This is a genomic window from Thalassoroseus pseudoceratinae, assembly GCF_011634775.1.
Taxonomy (GTDB): domain Bacteria; phylum Planctomycetota; class Planctomycetia; order Planctomycetales; family Planctomycetaceae; genus Thalassoroseus; species Thalassoroseus pseudoceratinae.
This window is the reverse complement of the sequence record NZ_JAALXT010000001.1, coordinates 963,163-987,062: the sequence shown is the minus strand read 5'-3', so window position 1 is coordinate 987,062 and position 23,900 is coordinate 963,163. Positions and strand designations below refer to the sequence as shown.

The window sequence follows — 23,900 nt, the reverse complement described above, 5'->3', positions numbered from 1 at the left end:
TTCGGCCGTTCAAAGCCCTGCCCTCACCGGACGGCTCCACCGTTGACGTTCACAACCTGCCCGGTCAGGAAATTGGCTTCATCGCTGACCAGAAAACGGGTGGTTTTGGCGATGTCTTCAGGCGTGCCCCAACGGTTAAGTGGTGTTTCCCGCAGCACGCGGTTTTGCCATTCCTCGCTGGCATTCTCGCCCCATTTTGTGCGAATCCAACCGGGCGAAACGCAATTCACGCGAACTTCCGGTGCCAAACTCACGGCCAATGACCGCGTGAATCCCATCACCGCATTCTTGCTAGCTGCGAACAGTTCCCCACTATCACCTTCCATACCACGGTCCGCTTGATCCCAACCAATGTTGATGATCACGCCGCCGCCACCTGACTTCATGCGTTGACCAACCGCTTTGGAAATCAACACGCTGGCGGACACATCAACTTCGAGCAGAATTCGCAATTTTTTCTCGTAGTCGGCTCGGGCAGCAGGTGTCGTGAGCAAGTCTGCTCCGGCGTTGTTAACCCAGATGTCGACGCCGTCCCAGCATTTCCACGCGCGTTCGATGAATCGGTTGCGGGTCACAGGATCAGCCAAGTCCGCCATGATGACTTCCGACCACACTCCAAGCCCGCGAACTTCTTCCGCGGTCGATCGAGCTGCATCCGCATTGTGGGCCGCATGGACCAGCACACCTGCTCCGGCACGGGCTAATTCCAAGGCGATGGCTCGTCCAATGCCGGTGGACGACCCTGTCACAACCGCACGCCGACCCTGTAAATCAGCGAAAGTGTGGGAGCGGTCGTTTTCTGATCGTTGATTCATGAAGTTCGACACAAGACGGAACCAAAAGACATCATCCGGGAACAACATATCACCCCGGCGAAGCGACTCCAAGCGGTCCACCGGATTTCTGATCCGTCAATGTCGGCAAAATCGTTAAATCTTCCATATTTTACTACAGCTCACCACTCCCCTGTGCCGAAATCAGGAAGGACGACACATGCTAATTCTGGAAGAGCCACACTTGGACACTGCGTCCACGCTCGGCGATGTCGGTCAGTGGGAAACTGCCATGTCTGAATATCACCCACCACAGTCGGATCGTCCTCACTCATTGCAACTCGTTGGTGTGCAAGAGTCTGAGGCGGATCATGAGTTGGATTCCCAACCGAATCCTTCAATGACCACGTCCGCGAGAGCGGTCGACTTGCTATTGCGAGTCTCGCACCAGTTGCGGGGAATTCTGGCTTCGCATTTCGCGGAATTCGACCTCACCGACGTCCGTTACAGTGTGTTGCAGATGATTCGTAACGCAGGTGACGGTGGTTGTTCTCAGAAACAAGTTGCCGATGAACTGCTTCAGTCCGAATCCAGTATCAGCACGCTCATTGAACGAATGCGTCGCGATGGGTTGATCTATCGCCTGACGGCACCCAGAGATCGCCGTCGGAAATCGCTGATCCTCTCCGATCGCGGACGGGAACTGCTCGATCGCGTTGAGGAATGTCACGAAACCCGAATGCAGCAGTTGTTGGCGAATCTCGATGCCAATGATCGTGGTCATTTGGAGTCGGTGATGACGCGAATGGCGGCATCGTTCACCGAGTTCTCCAAGCAACCGGTTTGGACTGCACCTAACGAATCGACCGGCACCAACGCGGCTTGAGGCACGTGGTGTCAGCTCACCGTATTTCCACGTCGTGACCGGTTTGAAGCGAGATTCTCATCATGGAATGCCGATGCATTCGAGGTCGGCGAGGACGATGTTTCCTCCGTACGATGACGTTGATGATCGGTCTGAACTTGGCCATTCATTGGTCGCCCGTGGTCGCACAGGAGCTCACCGAACCAGCGGCCATCGTGACCAACGCGGACGCAAGCGTTGATGAATCCGCAACGCCAGGTGTTGTCTCCGCCGAGTACCATTTGGCTTTGGAACAACCGAGCCAATGGGAACTGCTGCCGGACTCGCTGTTGTATCGTTCCTATCTTGGCAATCCACGAGCACCACGCTTGGCGGCACGGACACTTCAGCACGATGGTTACGACAAAGTTCTGGAATTGACCGCTGGGGCTCGTGTAGGGCTTCTCCGCTACGGTCGTCCTGGGAACGACAACCCCGAAGGATGGCAACTCGACATTGAAGCCGCCATCTTCCCGAGGTTGAACTCGGAATTTGAGCAGGATCTCGATGCGACTGATTACCGCGTCGGCATCCCATTGACGTATCGCGAAGGTCCTTGGCAGCTCAAGGCCGGCTGGTACCACCTCAGTGCCCACGTTGGTGAGGAATTTCTGTTCCGCAATCCGGACTACATTTTTCGGGAGTATTTCCGCGACGCCGTCTTTCTCGGTGTTGGGTTCTTCCCGGAGCCTGATTCAAGGGTTTACGCTGAAGCCGAGTACGGATTTCATCACATGGGCGGTTCGGAACCGTGGCACTTTCAGTTTGGGTACGATTATTCTCCCGTTCGTCCCAGTCGAGGATTTCTTCCGGATCCATTCTTTGCGATCAACGGAACGATCATGGAAGAAGTCGATTTCTCCGGCGGTGTCAACATTGTGACGGGCGTGCAGTGGCGATCTGACGGACCGGGACGGCTATTCCGAATCGGTTTGCAGTACTATAACGGTAACTCGTTGCAGTATTCGTTCATTGAAGAACACGAAGAAGCCTTCGGGTTCGGAGTTTGGTACGATTTCTAGCATTCGCCGGACTTGTCCATTTGCACTAGTCCGCAGCTTTGTTAGAACTCGACCCGATGACGGATTTCATTGGCAGGCCAGAGAATCCGTTGGTTTCTCGGTTGAACTCCGTGCAGATTCGCGTCATTCTTGATATGTGCGAGACCGGATCGTCTTGTGGACGGCGGTGTACCCAATTGGAGATTGCGTACCGGCCTTGTGAACTTTCAAATCTGACAAATTCTCTGGGAGGAGTCGACGTCTGAACGTCTCAAATCACTCGGACTGGTAGAAAACCAGCGATGTGGTTGGAGGAGGAGAAACGTTCGAAAGTTGATTGTCTGGGGGAGTCTTGGGTATGAACCAGAGCGTCGAGTCATTGCGAATCACGTTCTGGGGTACGCAAGGAAGTTTGCAATATTTCCCGGACCCCACCCAAGTTGGCGAGTACGCCGACCTGATCGCCACGGATTGCCTGCGACGTGTCTTCGCGATGGCTGAGGAAAAATTCGGCGATAAGTCGTTTACGATCCAAGACTTGCTCGGCGGTGAACTCGACCAAGCATCGCTGGCGAAACTCTATCAAACGATCGGACGGGCCGCCCCCGCCGTTTACGGTGGCGAAACGACCTGTGCCGAGATCGAAACCTCCGATGGCTTTGTCTTCGTTATTGATGGTGGAAGTGGGATTCGCCACTTTGCCAAGAAGCGAGTCCTGGACTGGAAAGATCGAGACGACCGCGAACTTACTATCTTCGGCACGCACGATCATCTTGACCACCGGATCGGGTTACCGTTTTCGAGTATGTGCTTCGCCCAACCCGCTTTTCGTCTGCAAGTTTATGGAAACTATCGGTTTCTCGCGGCGTTGGACGATCGATTTGCCGTCTTCTCGCAGGAAGTGACCGAGGCCACTCACCGTGACGATCCGTTGGATTATCGCATGATGAGTGCCGAATTCACCGGGACGCAGATTCTTTGTCATGATTCGCCGCTAGAGACGGATCAACGCGTCCCAAACTGTTCAACGCACGATGCCGTCACTCCAATCGTGATCGGCGAAACAGTCATCACGCCCTTTCCGACCTATCACGGTTCGACCCCCTGCTTGGCGTACAGGTTTGAGCATAAAGGGAAATCGTTCGTTTTCTGCACCGATCACGAACTCCGTCATGGAGCGGTGGCGGATCACCCCAATCAGATCCGGAGTGAGAAAACTGAGGAATCAGTTCGTGCTCATTGTCAGCACGTCGATGTGGCTTACTTCGACGGGCAATATTTGATGGACGAGTACCTCGGCCGCGTCGGGACCGGGAATTCGCAGGGTGTGCCCCGGATCGATTGGGGACACAGCGCGATTGAGGACGTTGTCGAGCGTGCCCGTGTTTGCGAGATCGGTCGCACGTTCGTCGGACACCACGACCCCGATCGAGAATGGCTAGATCGCATGAAGCTCGATGAGTGGTGTCATGAGCAATCCGTCCGCTTGGGGCGTCACATCGAATTGGCCAAAGATCGCCAGGTGATCAATCTGTAGTGTACGCTTGGTTCTCTGCCGATAGAAAGTATTTGATTTTCTATCGTCGCATGTGGTAGCGTGGATGAGTTCGACCATTCTGGATCGCACCTTCAACCGCGATCTCACCACAATTCGGAGGACTTGTCATGCTCGCCAAGCCGATTCTCGCCCGTGATATCATGGTCACAAAGCTCATCACACTGCGTCCGGACATGGACGCATTCGATGCCATCGAGTTACTGTTGAAACACAAGATTTCCGGGGCACCTGTGGTGGACGCATCGCGTCGATTGATTGGGGTGTTCTCGGAGCGTTGTTCAATGTCCGTCGTGTTGGAAGGCGCCTATCAGCAACTCCCGACCAACGATGTTGCAGCATTTATGGACACGTCACCCCGCACCATCGACGAAGAAGTCGATCTGCTGTCGATTGCACAGATTTTTCAGGAAACGTCATTTCGGCGATTGCCAGTCCTTCGTGACGGCATACTCGTGGGGCAGATCAGCCGTCGTGACCTGTTGCGAGCCGTTCATCAAACGTTCGCACAAGCAACCTGTCAGGATTCGGCTTTGCTGTATTTGAGTTCGCTGATGGAACGCAGCGAGCATCCGATCGGATGAGGCGTTAAAGGTCTCATACGGCAGTTGCAGTGATGAAATGGTGACCGAAACGTCACGATTGCTGCACCTGTGACTCGAACGCCGTAGCCGGAGCCGAGGCGAATCGGTTTTCGTTGGTTGGAAAGCTTGTTCTGATCGGGGCTGTCGTCCATACTGCGTGGCTGGACTACCAATTCAGCGGCCGTCCGGCGACACAATCGCGGATGGCTCGACAGCCGAGATTCGATCGGAAACTATGGCTCGCTATTTTAAGTATAAGTCGCTCGATGATCTCGCTCAGGATGCCACACGTCTGGGCGAGCCACTTGCACTTTCGGAAGACTTCTCCGTCTTATTTCAGCCGCTTGAAATCGGCCATCGGACTGTTGGCAATCGTCTGGCCATCCAACCGATGGAAGGTTGCGACGGTACGCCCGACGGCTTCCCGGATGAACTGACGTTTCGACGATATCAGCGGTTCGGTGCCGGTGGCGCGAAACTGATCTGGGGGGAAGCGACAGCCATCTCCGATGAAGGCCGCATGAATCCTCGGCAACTTTGGATTCACGACGGCAGCGTCTCGGATATCTCTCGCATGCTTGCGGAGTGCAGGAACGCTCACCAACAGGTGAATGATTCCGCCGATGATTTTCTTATTGGTTTGCAGCTGACTCATTCCGGGCGGTTCAGCTGCCGGTATCCTCAAATTGTGGTTCGTGATCCCCTGCTCGATCCATTAACAATCGACAAGAAGACCGGCCAACCAATTTCGGCTGATTATCCCGTCCTCAGCGACGATGACCTCAAGCGGATTGAAGATCAGTACCTCGCCGCCGCGAAACTTGCCAACCAAGCTGGCGTCGATTTCATCGATCTGAAGCAGTGTCACCGGTATCTGCTCTCAGAACTTCTCGGTGCGAAACATCGCCCTGGTGATTACGGTGGGAGTCTCGAAAACCGCACCCGACTGATCCGCAACATCATCGGGCGAATCCGCTCCGAATTTCCGCAGATGCTCATTGCAACACGCATGAATGTCTACGATGGAATCCCATTTCGCGGTCAAGGTGAAGACTTCATCGGCCAACCGGTCCCACATTCGTATCCGCTTCAGACGGCATTTGGCACCGATCCTGAGGACTATCGCCAAGAAGACCTCACGGAACCGCTTCAAGTTGCGAAATGGCTGCGTGAATGGGGCGTGCATTTGATCAACGTCTCCATGGGGAATCCCTATGCAAACCCGCATTTGGTTCGTCCCGCCGAGTTCCCGCCCGTGGACGGCTACCACGCACCCGAGCACCCGTTGATTGGTGTGCAACGACACTTCCGCTTGGCCGCCGAAATTCAGAAAGCTGTTCCGGATATTCCTGTGATGGGCAGCGGTTATAGTTGGCTGCAAGATTATGCCATGCACGCGGCGGCCGGAAACATCGAAACTGGCAGAATTCAGTTGATCGGTATGGGCCGCGCGACGCTTTCTCATCCGGACTTTGTGAATACGTTACGAGAAACCGGCGAGATGAATCGCAAAAAGATCTGTCGGACGTTTTCCTACTGCACGAACTTGATGCGAACCAAGGACCACCCGCTTGGCCAATACGCCACCGGATGCCCACCCTTCGACAAGGACGTGTATGGTCCCCTCTGGAAAGACGCCCAAGCGGTACGAGCAAAAAGCGAGTAAACGAGAGCAAGTTTCGTATTACATGACGAGCAATTTGCAGCATCTGACGCTTGTTTTGGGCCCATAATTCTGTCACAAAAAAACAGCCCACCAATTTGATTGGTGGGCTGTTTTGCTGATTTCACATCACTTTGCGGAAGTTACTTTCCGTCAGCACTAATGGCGTACAGCGTGTTCTTGTTGCTGATGAACATCGTGTTGTTCGCGACAACAGGTGTAGAGTAAACCGCGTTGCCCATGTTGATTTCTTCGATCATCTTCTGTTCTTTCGACAGTTCGAAGATCGCAACGTCACCGTCTTCGTCACCGATGTAGACTTTGTCTTCTACGATCAGCGGACTGCCCCAGGCAGCGGCGAACATGTCATATGTCCAATAGACGGTCGCTTTGCCATCGGTGTGCTTTTTGGCATCGAGACAGTGAAACAAACCGCTGAAGTCGGCGATGTAGAGCAAGTCGTTTTTGATAGCAACCGTTCCGCAGGAGCGGTGAATCAATTCTTCGAAATCTTTGCGGTCGTTCTCATCGGCATCGAACCAATCGTAATGCCACACGACCTTGCTGTTCGGGTTCGGTATGACTTTCTCGCCGGCATCCGCATTGACGGCTTGCAATCGTGGCACGTCTTCCAAGGGTTTGCCATCGGCATCGACGCCCAGGGTCGGGCTGACATCGCCTTCACCGGTTGGGTCGATGCACCACAAATCGCCATCGCCTTCACCGTGTTCCGGGTCTTGACCGGTGGCGACATAAACGAGTCCGTCGTAGACAACGGGGGTTGCGATGATGTTATTCCGGCGTCCGCGACTACCGAGAATCCACTTGGACTCTTTTGGGTTGGTGTCGAACTTCCAAAGCAGTTTCGAGTTCCCTTTGCCATCGCCTTTCGGATCAAAACTGTAGAGGTATCCGTCGCCACCAGCGAACAAGACCTGAGCACGGCCACCAAGTTCCGCATAAGTCGGTGAAGACCATTGCCCGTGCAGAATCCGAATGCCAGGGCTCTTGTCGGTCCAGAGAACCTTGCCGGTATCGCGATTCATGGCGAAGAAACTGGGGGCGTTCGGTGCTGGGATGTTGATGTGTGACTCGTCGACACCGTTCGAGGTGTTCACGAACAGAACATCGCCCACGCCGATCACCGAGCAAGAGCACATGTTGTGCTGGCTCGAGCCGAGTTGGCCCATCATGTCATACTTCCAAATGACATCGGCTTCGTCTTTGTTCTCGTTGTCTTCGCTTTTGAACGGGCCGTCGTTTTCTCCGTCATGGAATCCTTCGGTGTCACAGCAGACCACTTCGCCACGACTGGAAACGAACCAAAGCCGATCACCATCGACATAAGGAGCGCTACAAATGCCTTGCAGAGGCCAGTCGTGAACACGGCCGGAAGCCAATTTCGGGCTAGAGTGTTGCCACAGGAATTGACCGTCTTTCTCGTCGAAGCACAGCAACACACCTAAGTCGGTTTGGATTTGGTCGTTCCACGGATAGCGGGAGACGTAACCAGCGGCGTTGTTGGTGCCGATGAAAACCTTACCGTTGGCGATCACCGCGTTGCCGTAAGTCTGCGAGCCAAGTTCAGCTTTCCATTTGATATTTGTGCCTTCGTCGACGTCCCATTCCGTCGGGATGTTCTTGCCCAACGGCGTGTTGTTACGGAAGGTGGTTCCCCCCCACATTGGCCAGTCGAGCTTACCGACTTCCAGGGCTGCGATTTGGTCCAGAGCTTCTTGAGTGGGGTCTTTGCCTTTACCGTCTTGGGCGTATGGGCTGGCGGCTTGGAGCACCAAACCCGTCGCCAGGAGGGTTGCTAAACCCAGACCAACAGAGAAAACTCGTTGCATTGTTAGACTCCTGAATGAATCTCACGTGTGTCGATCAAAGGCCGATTCGCGTTCGATGTGTCCGACACTGTTGAAGACTTCGTCTTGGGAATGACCTCGGATAAAATTGTCCGAGGTCCAAAAATGATACGGGTGAACTTGCGTGTCGACCATGGAAAATCGACGCCACGGTTTGCTTATTCTTCGTTCGCATAGACTTGAATGCGATCGTAGAACACCTCAGAGTCCTTGGCGTTGCCGAACACACCTGGACTTCCGATAACGTTCGGGCTTTCGTCGACGGCTTCGAGCATCCAGTCTTTCGGTTCGGGTTGGTCCCGCTCCCAGACTTTCCCGCGAAGGACCGCTTTGTCGCCTTCGACAGACGATTGCAACTTCATCGTGTACCAGGTGTCGGCTTTCCATTCGAAGGGCATCGTCTTCGCCATTCGCAATTGCGGTGGCCAAGTTCGAATCTGCAATTGTTGGCTCGCGCCCATCAAGTCGATAGTGTAGCGTTGAGCGATGAGACCGACGTCGGGAAGCTTGCCCGCTTTGGCGGCACCCATCACGTCGGCTTCGATCGTGTAATTGGCGTGGTCGATCGGGCCGATCCAACCTTGGCTACGTTGACCTTTCGGGATCGTGCTGATCTTCATCATCACGCCGTTGCCCTCGATCTTGCGAGGACCACGATCCACACTCAATCGAACCCCGGAGAGTGTGGCTGCACCGAATTTTTTCTCCCAGCGGTCGAATTTCGAACCCGAAATGACGCCTTTGTCCTTCAACGTTTGCAAGGCTGGTCCCAAGGTCTTGGACGCTTCTTCGACACTGCCTGCACTTTGGCCAATCCCCAGGAACGCGACGAAATCGGTCCAGGTTTTTCTTGGGGTGCTGTCATCGTAGACCGCTTTTTTCGGGTTGCCGTTGGTGAAGCTGGTCATCAACGCAAGATAGAGTTGAGCGGTTTGTGGATCGATTTGGTTGAGTTCTCGGAAGAGATTGAAATCGATCACAATGTGACGATACCGCACGCCAACCCACGGTTCGGGAATGACACCATCGTCGAAGGTGTACTTCCATGGGAAGGGCGGGAAGGTTCGGACTCGGGCGTCGGCTTTGACATCGCCGATGGTCGCAACGACGGTGGCGGCGGTGACATCATTCGACGATGGAGCGACATAGGTTTGCCCATCGCTTGCGATTTTACCCTTACCTTCAAGCGTGAACTTCGCCGGGTTATCTTTGTCGGCAAGCCCAAGATATTGGCCACGTTCATTGAACAGGCGAACTTGGAACTGTTGTTTTTGCCCGGGTCGCAAGACTGATTCTACGGGGACCACAGCGGCAGTTGCGGGTTGATCGTCTTCCCCAACCGGCGTGATCGCTGGTGGTTCGGGACGTGGATCGGCTTCGGGTTCCGCGTCGGCGGATGCAATGCAATACAGGCCGTAAGTTGTAGGAATGTAGATTCGGCCGTGCGAAACGATTGGCGAACCGTACGATTCACCGATTCGCAATCGAGCGCGTTCAACGGTTTCGACACCATCTTCGGACGGCTTGAAGACCCACCAACGTCCGTTTTCCGTAAGCAGGTAGATTTTGCCATCCGCGTAAATCGGGCTGCTCCGCATGGGACCGCCGAGCCGAACTTCGTCGATCTTCTTGCCGGTTTCGATGTCGGCGATGATCATCGTGCCGGTGTCTTCACAGGCGTAGACGCGGCCGTCGACAACAATTGGCGTGCTCTTGCCGACGAACCATTCGGTTTGTCGCCAGATTTCACCAGACTTTGTGATGTCGCCTTTCTTCAGTCCATCAATAGCGAACAACGCGCCCATTTTGGTGGTGTCGAGGTTTTCTTCACTGTGACCGCAAATCACGGTGTTGCCAGCGATGACCGGTGTGGTGTTGATCCCGCGGGCCGACACGTTGTAGGTCCAGATGTTTTTGCCGGTTTCTGGTTGGAAGGCGTGGACGCCACCATCGCCAGAGGCAAACACCATCGCCGCTTCCCCGTTGAACGAAGTCAGTACAGGGGAACTGTAAGTGGTGTCTTCCGGCAGCAAGCTTGTGCCTTCGAACCAGACCGGTTGGCCGTTGCGTTGGTCGAATGCGACAAAACGGTGTGCTGGCTTCGCCATGTCACCATAGCCGATCACGATCGCACTGATGATGACCAAGTTTTTGTAGGTCATCGGGAAATTCGTTCGGCCACCATACGTGGAGAGCAACCCGTATTCTTCACTCAAGGAGTGTGACCAAAGCGTCTCGCCGGTTTTGGCGTCGAGGCATTGGAAGTAACCGCACACACCCAGGGCGAACACTTTGTTGGTTTCCGGGTCGGCGATGACGCTTGACCAACCCACGCGAGTGTCGGGGACATCGGAGAGAAAGACGTTGAAGATGCTTTCCCATTTGGTTTTGCCGGTGGCGGCGTCAACACAAATGACTTTCTCGCCTTCGAGCTTCGTACCGGGTTTGTCACGAACGATCGTGTAGAGCAAGCCGTCCATGACGACCGGGGTCGATCGGCTGGCCAAGTCTTCGCGTTCCCACACGACGTTTTCACCGCCGGGTTGCCAAGTGGTGGGAAGATTTTTTTCCCGAGAAATACCATTCATCTCGGGACCACGCCAGTGAGGCCAATCCATCTCGGCGGCATCCCACGGTTCGCCTGCCGAGAGCGAAAGCGGAGTCACTGACGACACGCCGACGGTCATCACCGCCAAGCAAGTAATCAGAAATCGGTTGCAGCTTCTTGGTTTCATTGCATTGCTTTCATCTTGAGGGTGTGCGGGCCGATGTGAGGATCGATCGTCGAGTTAAAGCCGCGGGCACCTTCGGCGGTAGGATGGACCGGTCACGAAACCGATTCATATTTAAGGCGGGGAGCGTCGCGGTCTTCCGGCAAGAGTCGAACCGAATCGACACAATTTACGATACCCGAGCGCAACCAGTCCGGCAAGCGAGTGAAGTCGTTGTAACCTGCAAATTCGGAAGACATTTGTCAGGCCCGACGGACGCAGCGGTTTATTGTCCGCGACAGGAGACGTTACGCGATCGCGAAGTGAATCCGTGCGTTTCCGACAGTTCCGCGCGAAGATGAGAACGGTCGCGCCGGTTACGAAACGGCCTTCTTCCGTGTGGAGCGGCTGCGGGATTTGGTGCCGCTGCCAGCTTCCTTTGCAAGAGCCTCATAGGAGATGAGGTGGACCACGTTCTGTGCGAGCAGGTCCATCTCCATGACCAGCGCGTCGACTCGGCTGGACAGATAGAGGTAGAGGATTAATGAGGGAATTGCGATGGATAAACCGACAGCTGTTGTCAGCAACGCGAGTGCGATGCCGAAAGCGAGTTGCTCAGGTTTGCCCATGGCGTCACCGGAGGCGATCTGATTGAACGCCATAATCATCCCGACGACGGTGCCCAACAATCCCATCAGCGGTGTGACTGTCGATACGCCATTCAAAACACGCAGGTGCCGACGCAATTGGCTCACTTGCCGTTCGCCACCGTCAATAATGGCTTGTTCGACTTCCACACTCGGCTTGCCCCATTTGCGGACACCGTGGGCGAAGACCTCGGCGACCGGGCTGCCATTTTCCTCACAAAGTTGCAACGCACTATCGGCGTCGAGTTTGCCTTGTTCCATGTGATCGAGAAAGCGTTCGACGAAGGCCCGTGGAATCACACGGCCTCGGCGGAGCACGATCAATCGCTCGATTCCGAACCAAATCGCAATGAAGGACGCCAATGCGAACGGTGCGAGGAAGTACCATCCCAACGCCTCGGCAAATTCGCGTGGTGTGAGGGGAATCGCTTGGCGTTGCGATTTCTCCGCGTCTTGAGCACCGTCGGTATCGGCAGCGGTCGTGGCATCCTCGGCCGCGGCGGTTGGAGGAAAATCCTCAGCGGGAATCGGTTCTTGACCGAATACGGGAATACAGCACCATATCAGCCCAATGGCCAGAGCCACGCAACTGAATCGTCGAAACAGACGACTCCGTTGTGGTTGTTGTTTTCGGGGCTGATCATTCAATTCTGGCACGTTCCCTCTCCCAGATGTTTGGCCGGAGGGTGCATCATGACGAATAATCGAAGATCCGGCAAGATCAGGGAATTGCCTGGAACGAAAGACGTCATAATCCGAAGTCACATGGTACGGTGTGCCGCAGCGACATCGTTTGACACGCGACAGATATTCACCGATGCGTTTGACGCACTCCTGCGATTGTGCCTAACATCTGTGACACGCAGTTGTTGATCCGATCCTCTCATTTGGTCGAGCGGATCAAAATGCAAAGTGTTTCGTGTTGATGAGGGGCTTCAATGGAGCAAGAAAGTTCCGTCAGTTTGGCGGATTACGAGAGTCTCCAAAAACAACTCGCCGAACTCCAAGCCGAGAACGAAGATCTCCGCCGTGAGGTGTTGCGTTATCGTGCTTCACGCGACGGCGATCAGCGTACAGGCAATCACAACGCCCAATCAGCGACTGAGCATCAATTGAGCCTTGTTGTCGATAAGGCTCCCATTATTTTCTGGAGCATGGATCGGCACGGGATCTTTACGGAGTCTCGCGGCCGTGGTTTGGATTTGATCGGCTTGGGCGAGGGTGATGCGGTCGGTTGGTCGGTCTGGGAGATGTATCGAGAGTATCCGAATATCCTCGAGACCATCCGCAATGTTCTGGATGGCGAAGAACTTTCGGAGACGGTCTACCTGGACGGGACGTATTTCGACACGCATTACACGCCGATCTTGTCCGAGTCGAGGGACGAAGTCGTTGGAGTGCGGGGAATGTCCGTGGTGGTGACGGACCGTGAAATTGCACGTATCGCGTTCCAACAAACGAGCGAGATTTTCCGGGAAGCCTTTGTGATCAATGCACTAGGGCTGCTCGTGCTGACGGAAGACACTCTGTCGGTTGTCGATGCCAATACGGAATTTCTGGGCATCGTTGGTTGTGACCGGGGCGAGATTGTCGGGCAAATGCTCTCGCAACTCCCAATGTTCAATGATCTGGATTTGTTCGAAAAACTCCGATCGGAAGCGTTTGCATATGGGCGTTCGAATCCTGTCGATACGATACTGAAAACTAAGGACGGGAAGGAAATCACGGTCACGGTATCCGCCGATCGTCTCCAGGTTCCTCATCAGGATTATGTCCTGATGATTGTCGAGGAGACGACAAAGCGAAGGCGTGTTCTCAGACACTTCGAAGAGAAACAAAGTGAGCTTGATGGCGAGTTTCGTCAACCGTATGCAAATTGGCAACGGTTTGCCGGAGAACTGGAAAATCTCATCAAACGCCGTAGTCCAATTGAGCATGCCGATGGTCAATTAACCCCCGTTCAGGATTCAAAACTGAGCGAAAATGCGTTGACGTATTTCCTCGAATGTGTGCCGGATACCGTATGTACCTTGGACCGATCGGGAACACTTCTGTATGTGAATCGTGCTCAACGACCATCGCGTGTCGAGGACTTGGTGGGGAAATCGGCGTACGACTTTATTTCTCCTCAGAAAGCGGAAGAATCTCGTGCGGTGATCCAACGGGTCTTCGAGACCGGCGAGATCATGACTCAAGAGGTTCAAAGCCCTGGCGTCGATGGTGTTCTGCGACATTTTTCTTGTCGTATCGGTCCGATCCGGCGGTTCGGTCGTGTGATCGCAGTGATTGTGGTCGCGACGGACATGACCAAACTTTTCGAAGCACAAGATGCAGTTCGACGTCGGCAACTCGAATTCGAACGATTGGCGCAACTGACGTCATTGGGGCAAATGGCCACCATGGTGGCCCATGAAGTGAATAACCCGCTCGCCGCCATCGCCAATTTCGCTCGCGGTTGCATCCGGCGGATTCAGAAAATGACATCGGAGCCAAGCGAGACCGCTGCTCAAACGTTTCAGGCTCAATCCGCAGGTTTGATCGATGCCCTGGAAGGCGTGACCGAGCAAGCCAACCAGGCAAGTAACTCCATCCGCCGTTTGCGTCGGTTCTTGAGTTCTCGTGGTTCAGCCAGTCACCGAGTGGCGACTTATCAGATCATCCAAGAGGCCGTCCATTGGGTCACGCCGATCGCTCGTGTTAATGGTGTGGAAATCCTCCTGGATGTGCCGGACTCTCTTCCCAATATCGCGGCCGATCCCTTGCAGATCGAGCAAGTCTTGGTCCATCTAATTTCCAATGCAGTGGAAGCGTTCGCAGAGCATGGTCGGAGTCCCGAAGAGACCCCGCCCGTGGTGCATTTGTCGGCGGTTGTTCATCAGGAAACGTTGGTGAAATTTACCATTGCCGATAATGGTCCTGGACTTTCCAAGGAAGTTTTGGAAAACTTGTTTGAACCTTTCTTCACTACCAAGAAGACAGGCTTTGGTATGGGACTCACCATGAGTCGGGCGATTGTGGAACAGTATGGCGGTCGGTTGTGGAGGGACGAACAAAACAGACCCGGTGTCGTTTTCCATTTTACTTTGCCGATCTCCCAAGGAGAAAATCCTCGTGTATAACGAAAATCAGGAAACGGTTTCGAACGCCAGCGCGACGCTGCCAAGCGAAACCACCGAGCAACCGACCGTTTTCGTGGTTGACGACGAAGACGCCATGCGAAAGTCGCTGTGTTGGCTTTTCGAGTCTGTTCAACTGAAATCGCGGGCCTTCGCGGACGCCTTTGAATTCTTGGAATTTTACGATCCAAGCCAACCCGGGTGTTTGGTCCTTGACGTCCGGATGCCGGGAATGAGTGGTCTGGAATTGCAGGAAAAGCTGCAAGCGGATCGGATCAAAATTCCGATCATTCTGCTCACTGGTTATGGTGATGTGCCGATGGCCGTGCGAGGAATGAAAGCCGGTGCGGTGGATTTTCTTGAGAAGCCGGCGAGTGATGAAGTGTTGCTGGAACACGTTCATCGGGCGTTGGAACTCGATCGGCAAAATCGCAAAGCTCAGGCAGCTTATCAGGCGATCATCAAGCGGTTGAAATCGCTGACGCCCCGAGAGACTGAGGTCATGGAATACGTCGTCGAGGGGCAATCCAGCAAAGCCATTGCGGAGGAACTGAAGATCAGTTTCAAAACCGTGGAAGCCCATCGAGCCCGCATTATGAAGAAGATGGAAGCGCAAGGCGTCCCGCAACTCATCCATATGCGAAGACAGGTCCCCGATGAAGAACTCTGATTTTCGGCTTGGGGACAGCCGAAGATGATCGGTCACGGTGGTTGTTTGCGAAAGGGTCGGTTAATCTACGAGCCTTCACACACGGATTTGATCGGCTCAATCGAATAGCACGCACACCATGACCGAGTCTCCCAATCTGCTCGAGTTCGACGGGGTCGGGATCGTCGATACCTTTGCCGAGGCGTTTCCCATCGTCGGCACCCGGCTCATCATTACGGCATGTACTGAACGTTGGGCTCAGGTGGCCGCCGAGCAATTCAGCGGATTCGCCACCAGCGTCATTGCCTGCGATATCGAAGCCGCCATTGAACGAACTTGGAACTCCGACGAAACGCCTGATGGTCGGCCGGGCGTGAGTGTGTTGGCCTTCGCATTCAGTCGAGACGCGTTGCAAACCGCTGTCAGCAACCGCGTCGGTCAATGTGTGCTCACCTGCCCCACAACGGCGTGCTACAACGGCTTGGAAGACACGCCTCGCGAGAAGCAAATCTCGATCGGCGGGCAACTGCGGTTCTTCGGCGATGGCATGCAGGTCTCGAAGAAGCTTGGTCCGCGACGGTTCTGGCGGTTGCCGGTCATGGATGGCGAATTCCTTTGCGAAGATCGCTTCGGGACGGTGAAAGGTGTCGCCGGAGGGAATCTCATTCTTTGTGGACGAACGCAAGCGGAGACGCTAGCCGCGACCGAAGCTGCCGCGAACGCGATGCGAGCCGTTCCCGAAGTCATTCTCCCGTTCCCTGGTGGGATTGTCCGGAGTGGTAGCAAAGTAGGCTCGAAATACAAGAAGCTCAAAGCGAGTACCAACGATGCCTATTGCCCGACGGTTCGCCCACTCACGAAGTCGGCATTATCGGCGGAGACGGCTTGCGTCTACGAGATTGTGATTGACGGGCTGTCCGAAGCTCCAGTCCGCGACGCGATGAAAGCGGGGCTTCACGCCGCTGCCAAATGTCCGGGACTAACGCAAATTACGGCTGGCAACTATGGTGGAGATCTGGGGCCGTTCCACTTTCACCTCCGCGAATTGCTTGCGGATTAACTTATTGGAATCGTCAGCCTGATGAACGCTCCATCCGCGAAACGTCCGCTGTTCTGGTTTGTGATTTGTGTGACCGCCGGGCTGGGAATGGCGGCAATTTTGAACGTCGATCCGCTTCTCAGTGCCAATGACCGTTCCCGTTGGGCAACGGTGTGGTCGCTGTCGGAACGTGGGACCTACCAAATCGACGAGATCATCCAAAACGATGATTGGGACACGATCGACAAAGTCCGTCACGACGGGCATTTTTATTCGTCAAAACCTCCCTTGTTGCCCACGATTGTCGCGGGAGTTTACGAAGCGATCCGAGCGACAACCGGTTGGAATTTGACCGACGACACAGATCGCGCGGCTCGCTCGGTGCTGGTCATCGTGAATTTGCTTCCGTTGCTCATTGGGCTGACGGTTCTTTCGAGGTTCATCACACGCTACATGGAAAGCGAAGTTACCTGGGCGGCGGTGTTCTTGTCGGCTGCGTTCGGAACGTACCTGAGTACTTTCTCAGTTACATTGAACAACCACACGCCGGCCGCAATCAGTGTCATTTTCGTGCTGGCGGCGTTGTCCCGGATCGTGATCGATGGTAGTCGCTCGCCGGGATATTTTATCGTGGCAGGTTTGTTTGCCGCCTTCGCTTGCACCTGCGAACTGCCGGCGGCATTGTTCGGCGTGGCCACATTCCTGCTGTTGGTCAAACACGATTGGCTCCGCACATTGTTGTGTTTCGTGCCAGCCGCTTTGATCCCGCTTGCCGCTTTTTTCGTGACGAATTATCTCGTCACCGGTGGTGTGAAACCGTTCTATGCGTATTACGGAACCGAAACCTACGAATACATCCATCAAGGCGTTCCAAGTTACTGGATGTTCCCACGCGGGATTGACGCCAACACAGAATCAACCGCCGTCTATTTCATGCACTGCGTGATCGGACATCATGGGATTTTGTCGCTCACGCCGATCTTTCTTTTCGGATGGTTGGGGTGGTTCCTTCCCAAGACGTGGAAGTCTCCACTCCGGATTCTGCACGGCTTAGGAGCGTTGCTAACGGTCGCCATTCTCGCGTTCTATATGAGCCGGACGGCCAACTACAATTACGGTGGCAATACCGCGGGGCTTCGCTGGGCGTTCTGGCTGATTCCGTTCTGGTTGGTTGGGATGATTCCGGTTCTTGATGCCTGGGGACAACGGCGTTGGTTCCAATTCGTAGTCGGGGTGTGTCTTTCGATTTCCGTATACTCCATGGCTTCCGCCATCGGGAATCCCTGGCGACCGTCTTGGTTATTCGATCTGATGAAGCAAGCGGAATGGATCGACTACGACGCACCGGCACCAAAGTTTGAACGCCCATTGACGACCTGGATTCATTCCCTACCGCCCGATCCCACTCAGAAAAGTTGGGTGGAATTTGAATCCAGCGACGTCGATGGAACTATCACGACACTGCGACTGACCGACGGTGGTCGAATTCAGTATGCGAATCACGATGCCAGAACGATCATCGTCGATTGGAACCGAGGATCTGCGGACCAACGACGTGAAACGTATTATATCCTCGAAGAGCGTTTTCATGCCGGTCGCCCACCACGTGAGTTTCTAGTGTGGCCGGGAGGACAAGCACCGTCGAAAGCCGCTCAGGAATCCGCCCGCACGTTCTTCCGCAACATGCCCAAAGCCCGTGGGTATAATGCCGACCATATTCGGTATTTGAAGACGCCGCTACGCGAAGATGCCATTCGTTGTCAGCAGGCCGCGTCTCGCGTTCGGTTCGAGCCGAACGATAGCTCGCAGGCTTACTGGTATCGGAGTGATGTTTGGATTAGTGATCAGGTGCCATTCGGTTGTTTGCGATTTGAAACGACGGTTCGAGTTGACGGTTCCAATGAGCCGTACCGCTACCGTCGATTCGACATCACCGCCGCGAGTTGGCTCGGCGATGATCCGCCTTACACCGATAAAACGGTTCGTCAGAAGTGAACGTCGCTGGAGGCGAAGTTTCTATTTTCATGGAAGCCGAAGGAGTAAGTTTTCCATGCTGAGGATCCTGACCACGTTGATTGTCGTTCTCCTTGGAGGGGCCTTCGGGGCCGCATCGGAACCACATTCAACCACGCAACCGAGTCTACTGATGAAAACGATGGGTGGGCGGCAATTTTGGGGCGATGTTGCATTCCAGTCGGGCTGGAGAATTCAGCAACATATCATCACAAAACACTATCGTTTACTTGATCCCGATGACTTTCGCCATGCGTCTGGCACGCTGGAGGAGTGTCGGGCGAAATTAGATGAAGTCCGGAAGAGCCGATCAATTCCACCGATGAAAGGCAAGGCGGCGTTACTCATCCATGGACTGATTCGCTCGTCCAAGTCCTTCGAACGGATGCGAAAAGCCCTTCGAGACGCAGGTTACACGGTCGTCGTGTTCGATTACCCCAGCACGCGGGCAGAGGTCAAAGTCGCGGCCGAATTTCTGCGTCAGGTAATCGCTTCGTTGGAAGGGATCGAACAAATCGACATCGTGACGCACAGCATGGGCGGAATCGTTGTTCGTCAATATCTTCAGAATGAACCGGACGATCGGTTGCACCGCATGGTGATGATCGGCACACCGAATCTGGGAGCGAACATTGCGAAAACCTTCAAACGCAATATCGCCTTTCGGCTGATCTTTGGACCGAGCGGACAACAGTTGGCGACGGATTCCAAATACGTCGATTCCTTGCCCACCCCGGATTTTCCATTCGGAGTCATCGCCGGCGCACGTGGCAAACCGCAGGGGTTCAATCCGCTCTTGCCAGGTGACGATGACGGCGTGGTGTCCGTTGCCAGTACCCGACTTCCGGGGGCGAGCGACTTTCTCGAAGTTTGCTGTCTTCACACATTTTTGCTAAGAGACGATACCGCGATCGAAGCGACGCTGGAATTTTTTCAATCCGGTCGATTTCGGAAAACGGGTGAGACTCAACCCATCCCACGACCGGCCGTCAACGTCGAAGCGGAATGAGCTGGTTGAACACCGTTTGCGTCAGAACAACCTATTTCAAACGGATTGAGACACTGGCACTGTGGGCGGTTAAACCCTCGACTGCGGCCAAACGCTCTACATCACTCGCACCGTGCTCACACGCCGCTTGATCGTAGTGGATGACCGACGACTGCTTGAGAAAATCGTTGGCACACAAACCGTGTGCGAAGCGGGCGGTGCCGCCGGTCGGTAGCACGTGTGACGGACCAGCCACGTAATCGCCAAAAGCGACCGGTGTGAAATGCCCGAGGAAAATCGCCCCGGCGTTTTGGATTTGATCCAACATCGGCTCCGGTTCATCCATGGAAATATGCAAGTGCTCCGGTGCGATTTCGTCGGTCAACCGAGCCGTTTCGGCGGCGTCTTTCGCGAGAATCAATGCTCCAAAATCTTCCAAGCCCTGCCGTGCCAAGTCACCACGTTCCAATCGGGCCAATTGCGTTGCCAAGTGATCCTGCACCGCTTCGATCAGTGGTTCATGCCATGTGATCAACACGCCCGAACCCGGACTGTGCTCGGCCTGGGAAATGAGATCGGAAGCGACAAATTCCGGTCGGGCGGTTTCATCGGCGATGACCACCACTTCACTCGGACCCGCGATGCTGTCGATGTCGACTTCGCCGAAGACGTGTCGTTTCGCGAGTGCGACGAACAAATTTCCTGGCCCCACAATTTTGTCGACTCGTTCAATCCCCTCGACACCGTAAGCCATCGCCGCGACGGCCTGTGCCCCACCGATCCGGTAGACCTCGGTGATTCCCAATTCATGACAGGCGGCCAGCAAATGACCGTTGTAACTTCCGAACGCGGTCGGCGGAGCCACGACCGCGATCTCCTTTACGCCAGCCGTTTGAGCGGGAACGGCCGTCATCAACAGCGTCGACGGATACGCCGCCGCTCCCCCGGGCACACAGATGCCGACCCGTCGTAGCGGCCGATAACGTTGTCGTAACTGAACTGCACCCTGCCCCGCCGTGCGTTTCAATTCAAAATCGCGATTGAGCATTCCGGATTGGAACTCGCGAATGTTGTCGCGAACTCGGCGGATCGTTTCCAGATACTCCGTGTCGGCATTTGCGTGGGCATCGGCTAATTCGGCGGGTGAAACGCAAATTGTTTCCGGTCGGAGGTCGACCTGATCGAGTTTTTGAGTATAGTCCACCACGGCGGTCAGGCCGTCAGTATTGACGTCCTGACAGATCCGTTCGACCACCTGTTGCGGTGTGAGTGGTTCACCGAACAACTCCTGCGTTCGCTGGCGACCGGCGGGCGAAACGACATCACCACGCGGACTGAGTTTCTCCCGCAACTCGGCGAGCAATTCGTCCGCACTGTCTTCGTTCGTGCGGATGACGGGGATGTTGGGACGTTCGCTCATGACCTCAGCCTTTTTCAAAATACACCTGGCAAAGCATCCTAGTCCGAAGCCACCAAATGGAAAAGGGATTGAATTGGTGATTGCGGACTTCGGGGCCAGAGTCGTTCCCGTAGTTCATGCCCTGCCCGTCCACGACGGGATTTCGAGAATCCATTGTTATGACCTCAAACGATTTCCGTCCGACCGCAAAATTGGAGACGCTCCGCCGGCGTGCGGAGTTGTTGAAGTCGATTCGAGCGGCGTTTCACGACGCGGGATACTGGGAAGTCGAAACGCCCATTCTCTCGCATGACACAGTCGTTGATGCTCATCTCGATCCGTTTGTGACGCATGGCACAGACGCCACCAAGGCGAAACCAATCTTCCTGCAAACCTCGCCTGAATTCGCTATGAAACGGCTGCTCGCCGCCGGAGCGGAAGCGATTTTTCAGATCGGCAAAGTCTTCCGACAGGGAGAATCCGGACGGCTTCACAATCCCGAATTCACGATGATCGAGTGGTATCAGGTCGGCGACGATCACCATCGGCAAATGGATTTCACTGAGAGTCTACTTCGGAAAGTTTCCCCAACACTCGTCGGCATCACCGAAATTGAACGCCTGACGTATGACGAAGCGTTTGAGCGGTTCACGGGACAGCGGGTTTTGAGCTGTGAGGTGTCAGAGCTTCGCGAGATAGCGGACCGGCATTCGTCATCGGCACCGAGCACTTTTGGAAACGATCGCGATGAGTGGCTGAATTTTCTGTTGGCGGAGTTGGTGGAGCCACATCTCGGTCAAGAAAAACCATGCTTCTTGTACGATTACCCGGCCAGTCAGGCAGCGTTGGCGAAAATTCGGTCCGACTCGCCGCCGGTGGCCGAGCGGTTCGAATTGTACATTCGCGGGGTCGAGATTTGTAACGGATACAATGAACTCATCGATCCCGTGGAATTGCGTCGAAGAATCGGTCGGGAGAATGAAATCCGAATGGCCAACGGAAAGGCCGCGTTGCCGACTTCGAATCGTCTCCTCGATGCAATGGAGTCAGGCTTGCCGGCAAGTTCAGGAGTGGCGTTGGGATTTGATCGGCTTTTGCTCTTGCTGGAAAACAGCGAGGACATCGCCGATGTCATTGCGTTTCCGTTCGATCGGGCGTAAGCCGGTTCGCCAACTGCCGGGCCGTCTTGGTGAGGGCGAATTCCGAAAACGCATCGGGATGGACCCACTCTAACTCGGCGTCGGAGCGAATCGTTCCCTGTGCATAATCAGCTTTGAAACAGAGCAGACGAATTCGGTAACGGGTCACACCATGCTTTAGGACTTCCAAAAGTTCGCCCGTGTGGATTTCGACGCCCGTCAACGTACTCACTTCCTGTTTCAGTCGGTCGTTGACTGCGGATGGAATCAGTTCCAATCCTGGTAACATCTTCGACTTTGAACGCTTTGGATTTCGTTGGCCAGAACCGATTCCTAACGTTGCAACTTCTTCCGCCGTAAGGGAAAGCCGGGGGAAATCCCACAGCCCGGTCCACCACTCTCCAGCTTGGCGGCGACGAAGCAGGTATTCATCACCATGTCGAATTGCAAAGCAGACTTCGGTGAGATCCGTGATTTGCGGTTTCTGCTTGGCGAGCGGTATCTCCGCTTGCAAGCCAAGTTCCGCGGTCCTGCAGACACGAACGAGTGGACACTCGGGGCAATCCGGCTCACTTGGTCGGCAGACGGTCGCTCCCAGGTCCATCAACGCATGATTGAAGTCCCCCACGTCGGTTTTTGGCAGAATATCCTCAGCGAATTGCCACAATAGGCGTTGTCCGGCGGTTGATTTTGGATCATCCCGATACGCGAGCAGGCGACTGTACAAACGAAGTGTGTTGGCTTCGACAATCGGGGCTCGGACTCCAAATGCGAACGAGGCAATCGCTCCGGCGGTGTAGCGTCCGATTCCGGGGAGCTTCTGTAAGGTCGCCACATCGCGTGGAAACTCGCCATCGAACTCATCGATCAACAGCTTCGCAGCCTTGTGCAGGTTCCGTGCTCGACTGTAATAACCCAAACCCTCCCAAAGCTGCAAAACCGCGTCTTCGTCGGCCGTCGCCAGATCGACCAAGTCCGGCAGTCGTTCAAAAAAACGATGGTAATATGGGATCACCGCTGCAACGGTTGTCTGTTGCAGCATGATTTCGCTGATCCAAATGCGGTACGGTTCCGACGTGTCTCGCCAGGGCAACTCCCGCCGTTTTTTCCGGTACCAACTTTTAAGGTTTCGCCGAAGGGCGGTTTTTCGAGGAGAATCGAAGAGATCGGGAACCGAATTCGAGGCTGAATCGTCGATGAAGCGGAGTCCTTCGTTCTGAGGGTTGGAGACTGTCGTTTTGTTTTTGCCCTTGCTGTTTCGCGGTGAATTTCCGATATCTATAATGGCACCGACAAGGCGGTTCGAATGATTATGGATTAGAATTTGCAGGCGATTGTGGGTGTAAGCCTTTTGTTTGTCAACGGTTATGTCATAATTCTTCAGCCGACGAAATCTAGCCATGCCCCTGAAAACCGAGTCGGTCGAAGAACCGTCGCTGAATTTGACGCCGATGATCGACATTGTGTTCCTGTTAATCATTTTCTTCATGGTCGGCACACAATTCGCTGATGATAATCTGACCATGTTCGACATCGAACTGGCTGCGACTCGAACGGAAGCGACTGCGTTGACCCCGGGGCCTGATCCGGTGCGAATTGCGATTCGCCAAGATGGTGTGCTCCTAGTGAATCAAAAAGTGGTGACATTGGAAGAGCTTGAGCAATTGCTCGCCGCGAAGAAACAGAATTACGCTGAGCAAGCTGTTGTCATCGGCGGTGAGTCGGATACGAATTTGCAACGAGTTGTGGACATTATCGATGTGTGTAAACGTCTCAAGATCAAACGATTTACGTTGGCGGCTCGTACGTTGAGTTCGTCGGGGAATCCGTAGTCGACAATCCCGTGCTCAG

The 23,900-nt window shown here is 54.6% G+C and carries 18 protein-coding genes; 12 read left to right on the top strand and 6 right to left on the bottom strand.

Annotated features, from left to right (window positions below; translation table 11 throughout):
• Positions 1-23: 23 nt before the first annotated feature.
• Complete coding sequence (locus G6R38_RS03660) at positions 24-815, bottom strand: SDR family NAD(P)-dependent oxidoreductase (RefSeq protein ID WP_166820304.1); 792 nt, start codon at positions 813-815, stop codon at positions 24-26.
• A gap of 178 nt (positions 816-993) precedes the next feature.
• Between G6R38_RS03660 and G6R38_RS03655 the strand changes: the two genes are divergently transcribed.
• The 5 genes from G6R38_RS03655 to G6R38_RS03635 all read left to right on the top strand — a co-directional run bounded on the left by G6R38_RS03655 (position 994) and on the right by G6R38_RS03635 (position 6,483).
• On the top strand, positions 994-1,659 hold the full coding sequence (locus G6R38_RS03655) for a MarR family winged helix-turn-helix transcriptional regulator (protein ID WP_166820303.1): 666 nt from the start codon (positions 994-996) through the stop codon (positions 1,657-1,659).
• A 122-nt stretch (positions 1,660-1,781) separates the two neighbouring features.
• Positions 1,782-2,699 (top strand): DUF1207 domain-containing protein, encoded by a 918-nt coding sequence (locus G6R38_RS03650; protein WP_166820302.1) that lies wholly within the window; start codon positions 1,782-1,784, stop codon positions 2,697-2,699.
• Between the two features lie 337 nt (positions 2,700-3,036).
• Positions 3,037-4,215 carry an MBL fold metallo-hydrolase gene (locus G6R38_RS03645; RefSeq protein ID WP_166820301.1) on the top strand — a complete coding sequence of 393 codons (1,179 nt, stop codon included), beginning with the start codon at positions 3,037-3,039 and terminating at the stop codon, positions 4,213-4,215.
• 128 nt (positions 4,216-4,343) lie between these two features.
• Positions 4,344-4,817, top strand: a complete 474-nt coding sequence (locus tag G6R38_RS03640) for a CBS domain-containing protein (RefSeq protein WP_166820300.1) — start codon at positions 4,344-4,346, stop codon at positions 4,815-4,817.
• 235 nt (positions 4,818-5,052) lie between these two features.
• On the top strand, positions 5,053-6,483 hold the full coding sequence (locus G6R38_RS03635) for an oxidoreductase (protein WP_166820299.1): 1,431 nt from the start codon (positions 5,053-5,055) through the stop codon (positions 6,481-6,483).
• A gap of 140 nt (positions 6,484-6,623) precedes the next feature.
• Here the strand turns inward: G6R38_RS03635 and G6R38_RS03630 are convergent, their stop codons facing one another.
• From G6R38_RS03630 to G6R38_RS03620, 3 genes are all read right to left on the bottom strand, one after another.
• On the bottom strand, positions 6,624-8,330 hold the full coding sequence (locus G6R38_RS03630; protein ID WP_166820298.1) for a PQQ-binding-like beta-propeller repeat protein: 1,707 nt from the start codon (positions 8,328-8,330) through the stop codon (positions 6,624-6,626).
• A gap of 176 nt (positions 8,331-8,506) precedes the next feature.
• Entirely contained in the window at positions 8,507-11,083 is a 2,577-nt protein-coding gene (locus G6R38_RS03625) for an outer membrane protein assembly factor BamB family protein (RefSeq protein WP_166820297.1), read from the bottom strand.
• A gap of 353 nt (positions 11,084-11,436) precedes the next feature.
• Positions 11,437-12,363, bottom strand: a complete 927-nt coding sequence (locus G6R38_RS03620) for a MotA/TolQ/ExbB proton channel family protein (protein ID WP_240928053.1) — start codon at positions 12,361-12,363, stop codon at positions 11,437-11,439.
• A 281-nt stretch (positions 12,364-12,644) separates the two neighbouring features.
• On the opposite strand from G6R38_RS03620, the gene G6R38_RS03615 reads away from it, so the two are divergent.
• The 5 genes from G6R38_RS03615 (at position 12,645) to G6R38_RS03595 (ending at position 19,532) form a co-directional block, all read left to right on the top strand.
• Positions 12,645-14,825, top strand: a complete 2,181-nt coding sequence (locus tag G6R38_RS03615; RefSeq protein WP_166820296.1) for a PAS domain-containing sensor histidine kinase — start codon at positions 12,645-12,647, stop codon at positions 14,823-14,825.
• Positions 14,818-15,492, top strand: coding sequence for a response regulator transcription factor (locus tag G6R38_RS03610; protein ID WP_240928052.1), 675 nt, complete (start codon positions 14,818-14,820; stop codon positions 15,490-15,492). The genes G6R38_RS03615 and G6R38_RS03610 overlap by 8 nt, the downstream gene beginning before the upstream one ends.
• Positions 15,493-15,610: 118 nt before the next feature.
• Positions 15,611-16,531: a formylmethanofuran--tetrahydromethanopterin N-formyltransferase gene (fhcD, locus tag G6R38_RS03605; RefSeq protein WP_166820294.1), complete on the top strand. Its 921-nt coding sequence runs from the start codon at positions 15,611-15,613 to the stop codon at positions 16,529-16,531.
• 21 nt (positions 16,532-16,552) lie between these two features.
• Positions 16,553-18,505, top strand: coding sequence for a DUF2029 domain-containing protein (locus tag G6R38_RS03600; RefSeq protein WP_166820293.1), 1,953 nt, complete (start codon positions 16,553-16,555; stop codon positions 18,503-18,505).
• A gap of 55 nt (positions 18,506-18,560) precedes the next feature.
• Positions 18,561-19,532 carry an esterase/lipase family protein gene (locus G6R38_RS03595; protein ID WP_166820292.1) on the top strand — a complete coding sequence of 324 codons (972 nt, stop codon included), beginning with the start codon at positions 18,561-18,563 and terminating at the stop codon, positions 19,530-19,532.
• Between the two features lie 31 nt (positions 19,533-19,563).
• Here the strand turns inward: G6R38_RS03595 and hisD are convergent, their stop codons facing one another.
• Entirely contained in the window at positions 19,564-20,931 is a 1,368-nt protein-coding gene (gene hisD / locus G6R38_RS03590; RefSeq protein WP_166820291.1) for a histidinol dehydrogenase, read from the bottom strand.
• Positions 20,932-21,089: 158 nt separating this feature from the next.
• On the opposite strand from hisD, the gene epmA reads away from it, so the two are divergent.
• A complete protein-coding gene (epmA, locus tag G6R38_RS03585) occupies positions 21,090-22,070 on the top strand; it encodes an EF-P lysine aminoacylase EpmA (protein WP_166820290.1) in 981 nt (326 codons plus the stop codon).
• On the opposite strand, the gene mutY is transcribed toward epmA, so the two are convergent.
• The gene (gene mutY / locus G6R38_RS03580) at positions 22,042-23,451 is read right to left on the bottom strand and encodes an A/G-specific adenine glycosylase (protein WP_166820289.1); all 1,410 of its coding nucleotides are present in this window, start codon (positions 23,449-23,451) and stop codon (positions 22,042-22,044) included. The genes epmA and mutY overlap by 29 nt on opposite strands.
• Between mutY and G6R38_RS03575 the strand changes: the two genes are divergently transcribed.
• Positions 23,450-23,881, top strand: coding sequence for an ExbD/TolR family protein (locus G6R38_RS03575; RefSeq protein ID WP_166820288.1), 432 nt, complete (start codon positions 23,450-23,452; stop codon positions 23,879-23,881). The genes mutY and G6R38_RS03575 overlap by 2 nt on opposite strands.
• The last annotated feature ends 19 nt before the right edge of the window (positions 23,882-23,900 follow it).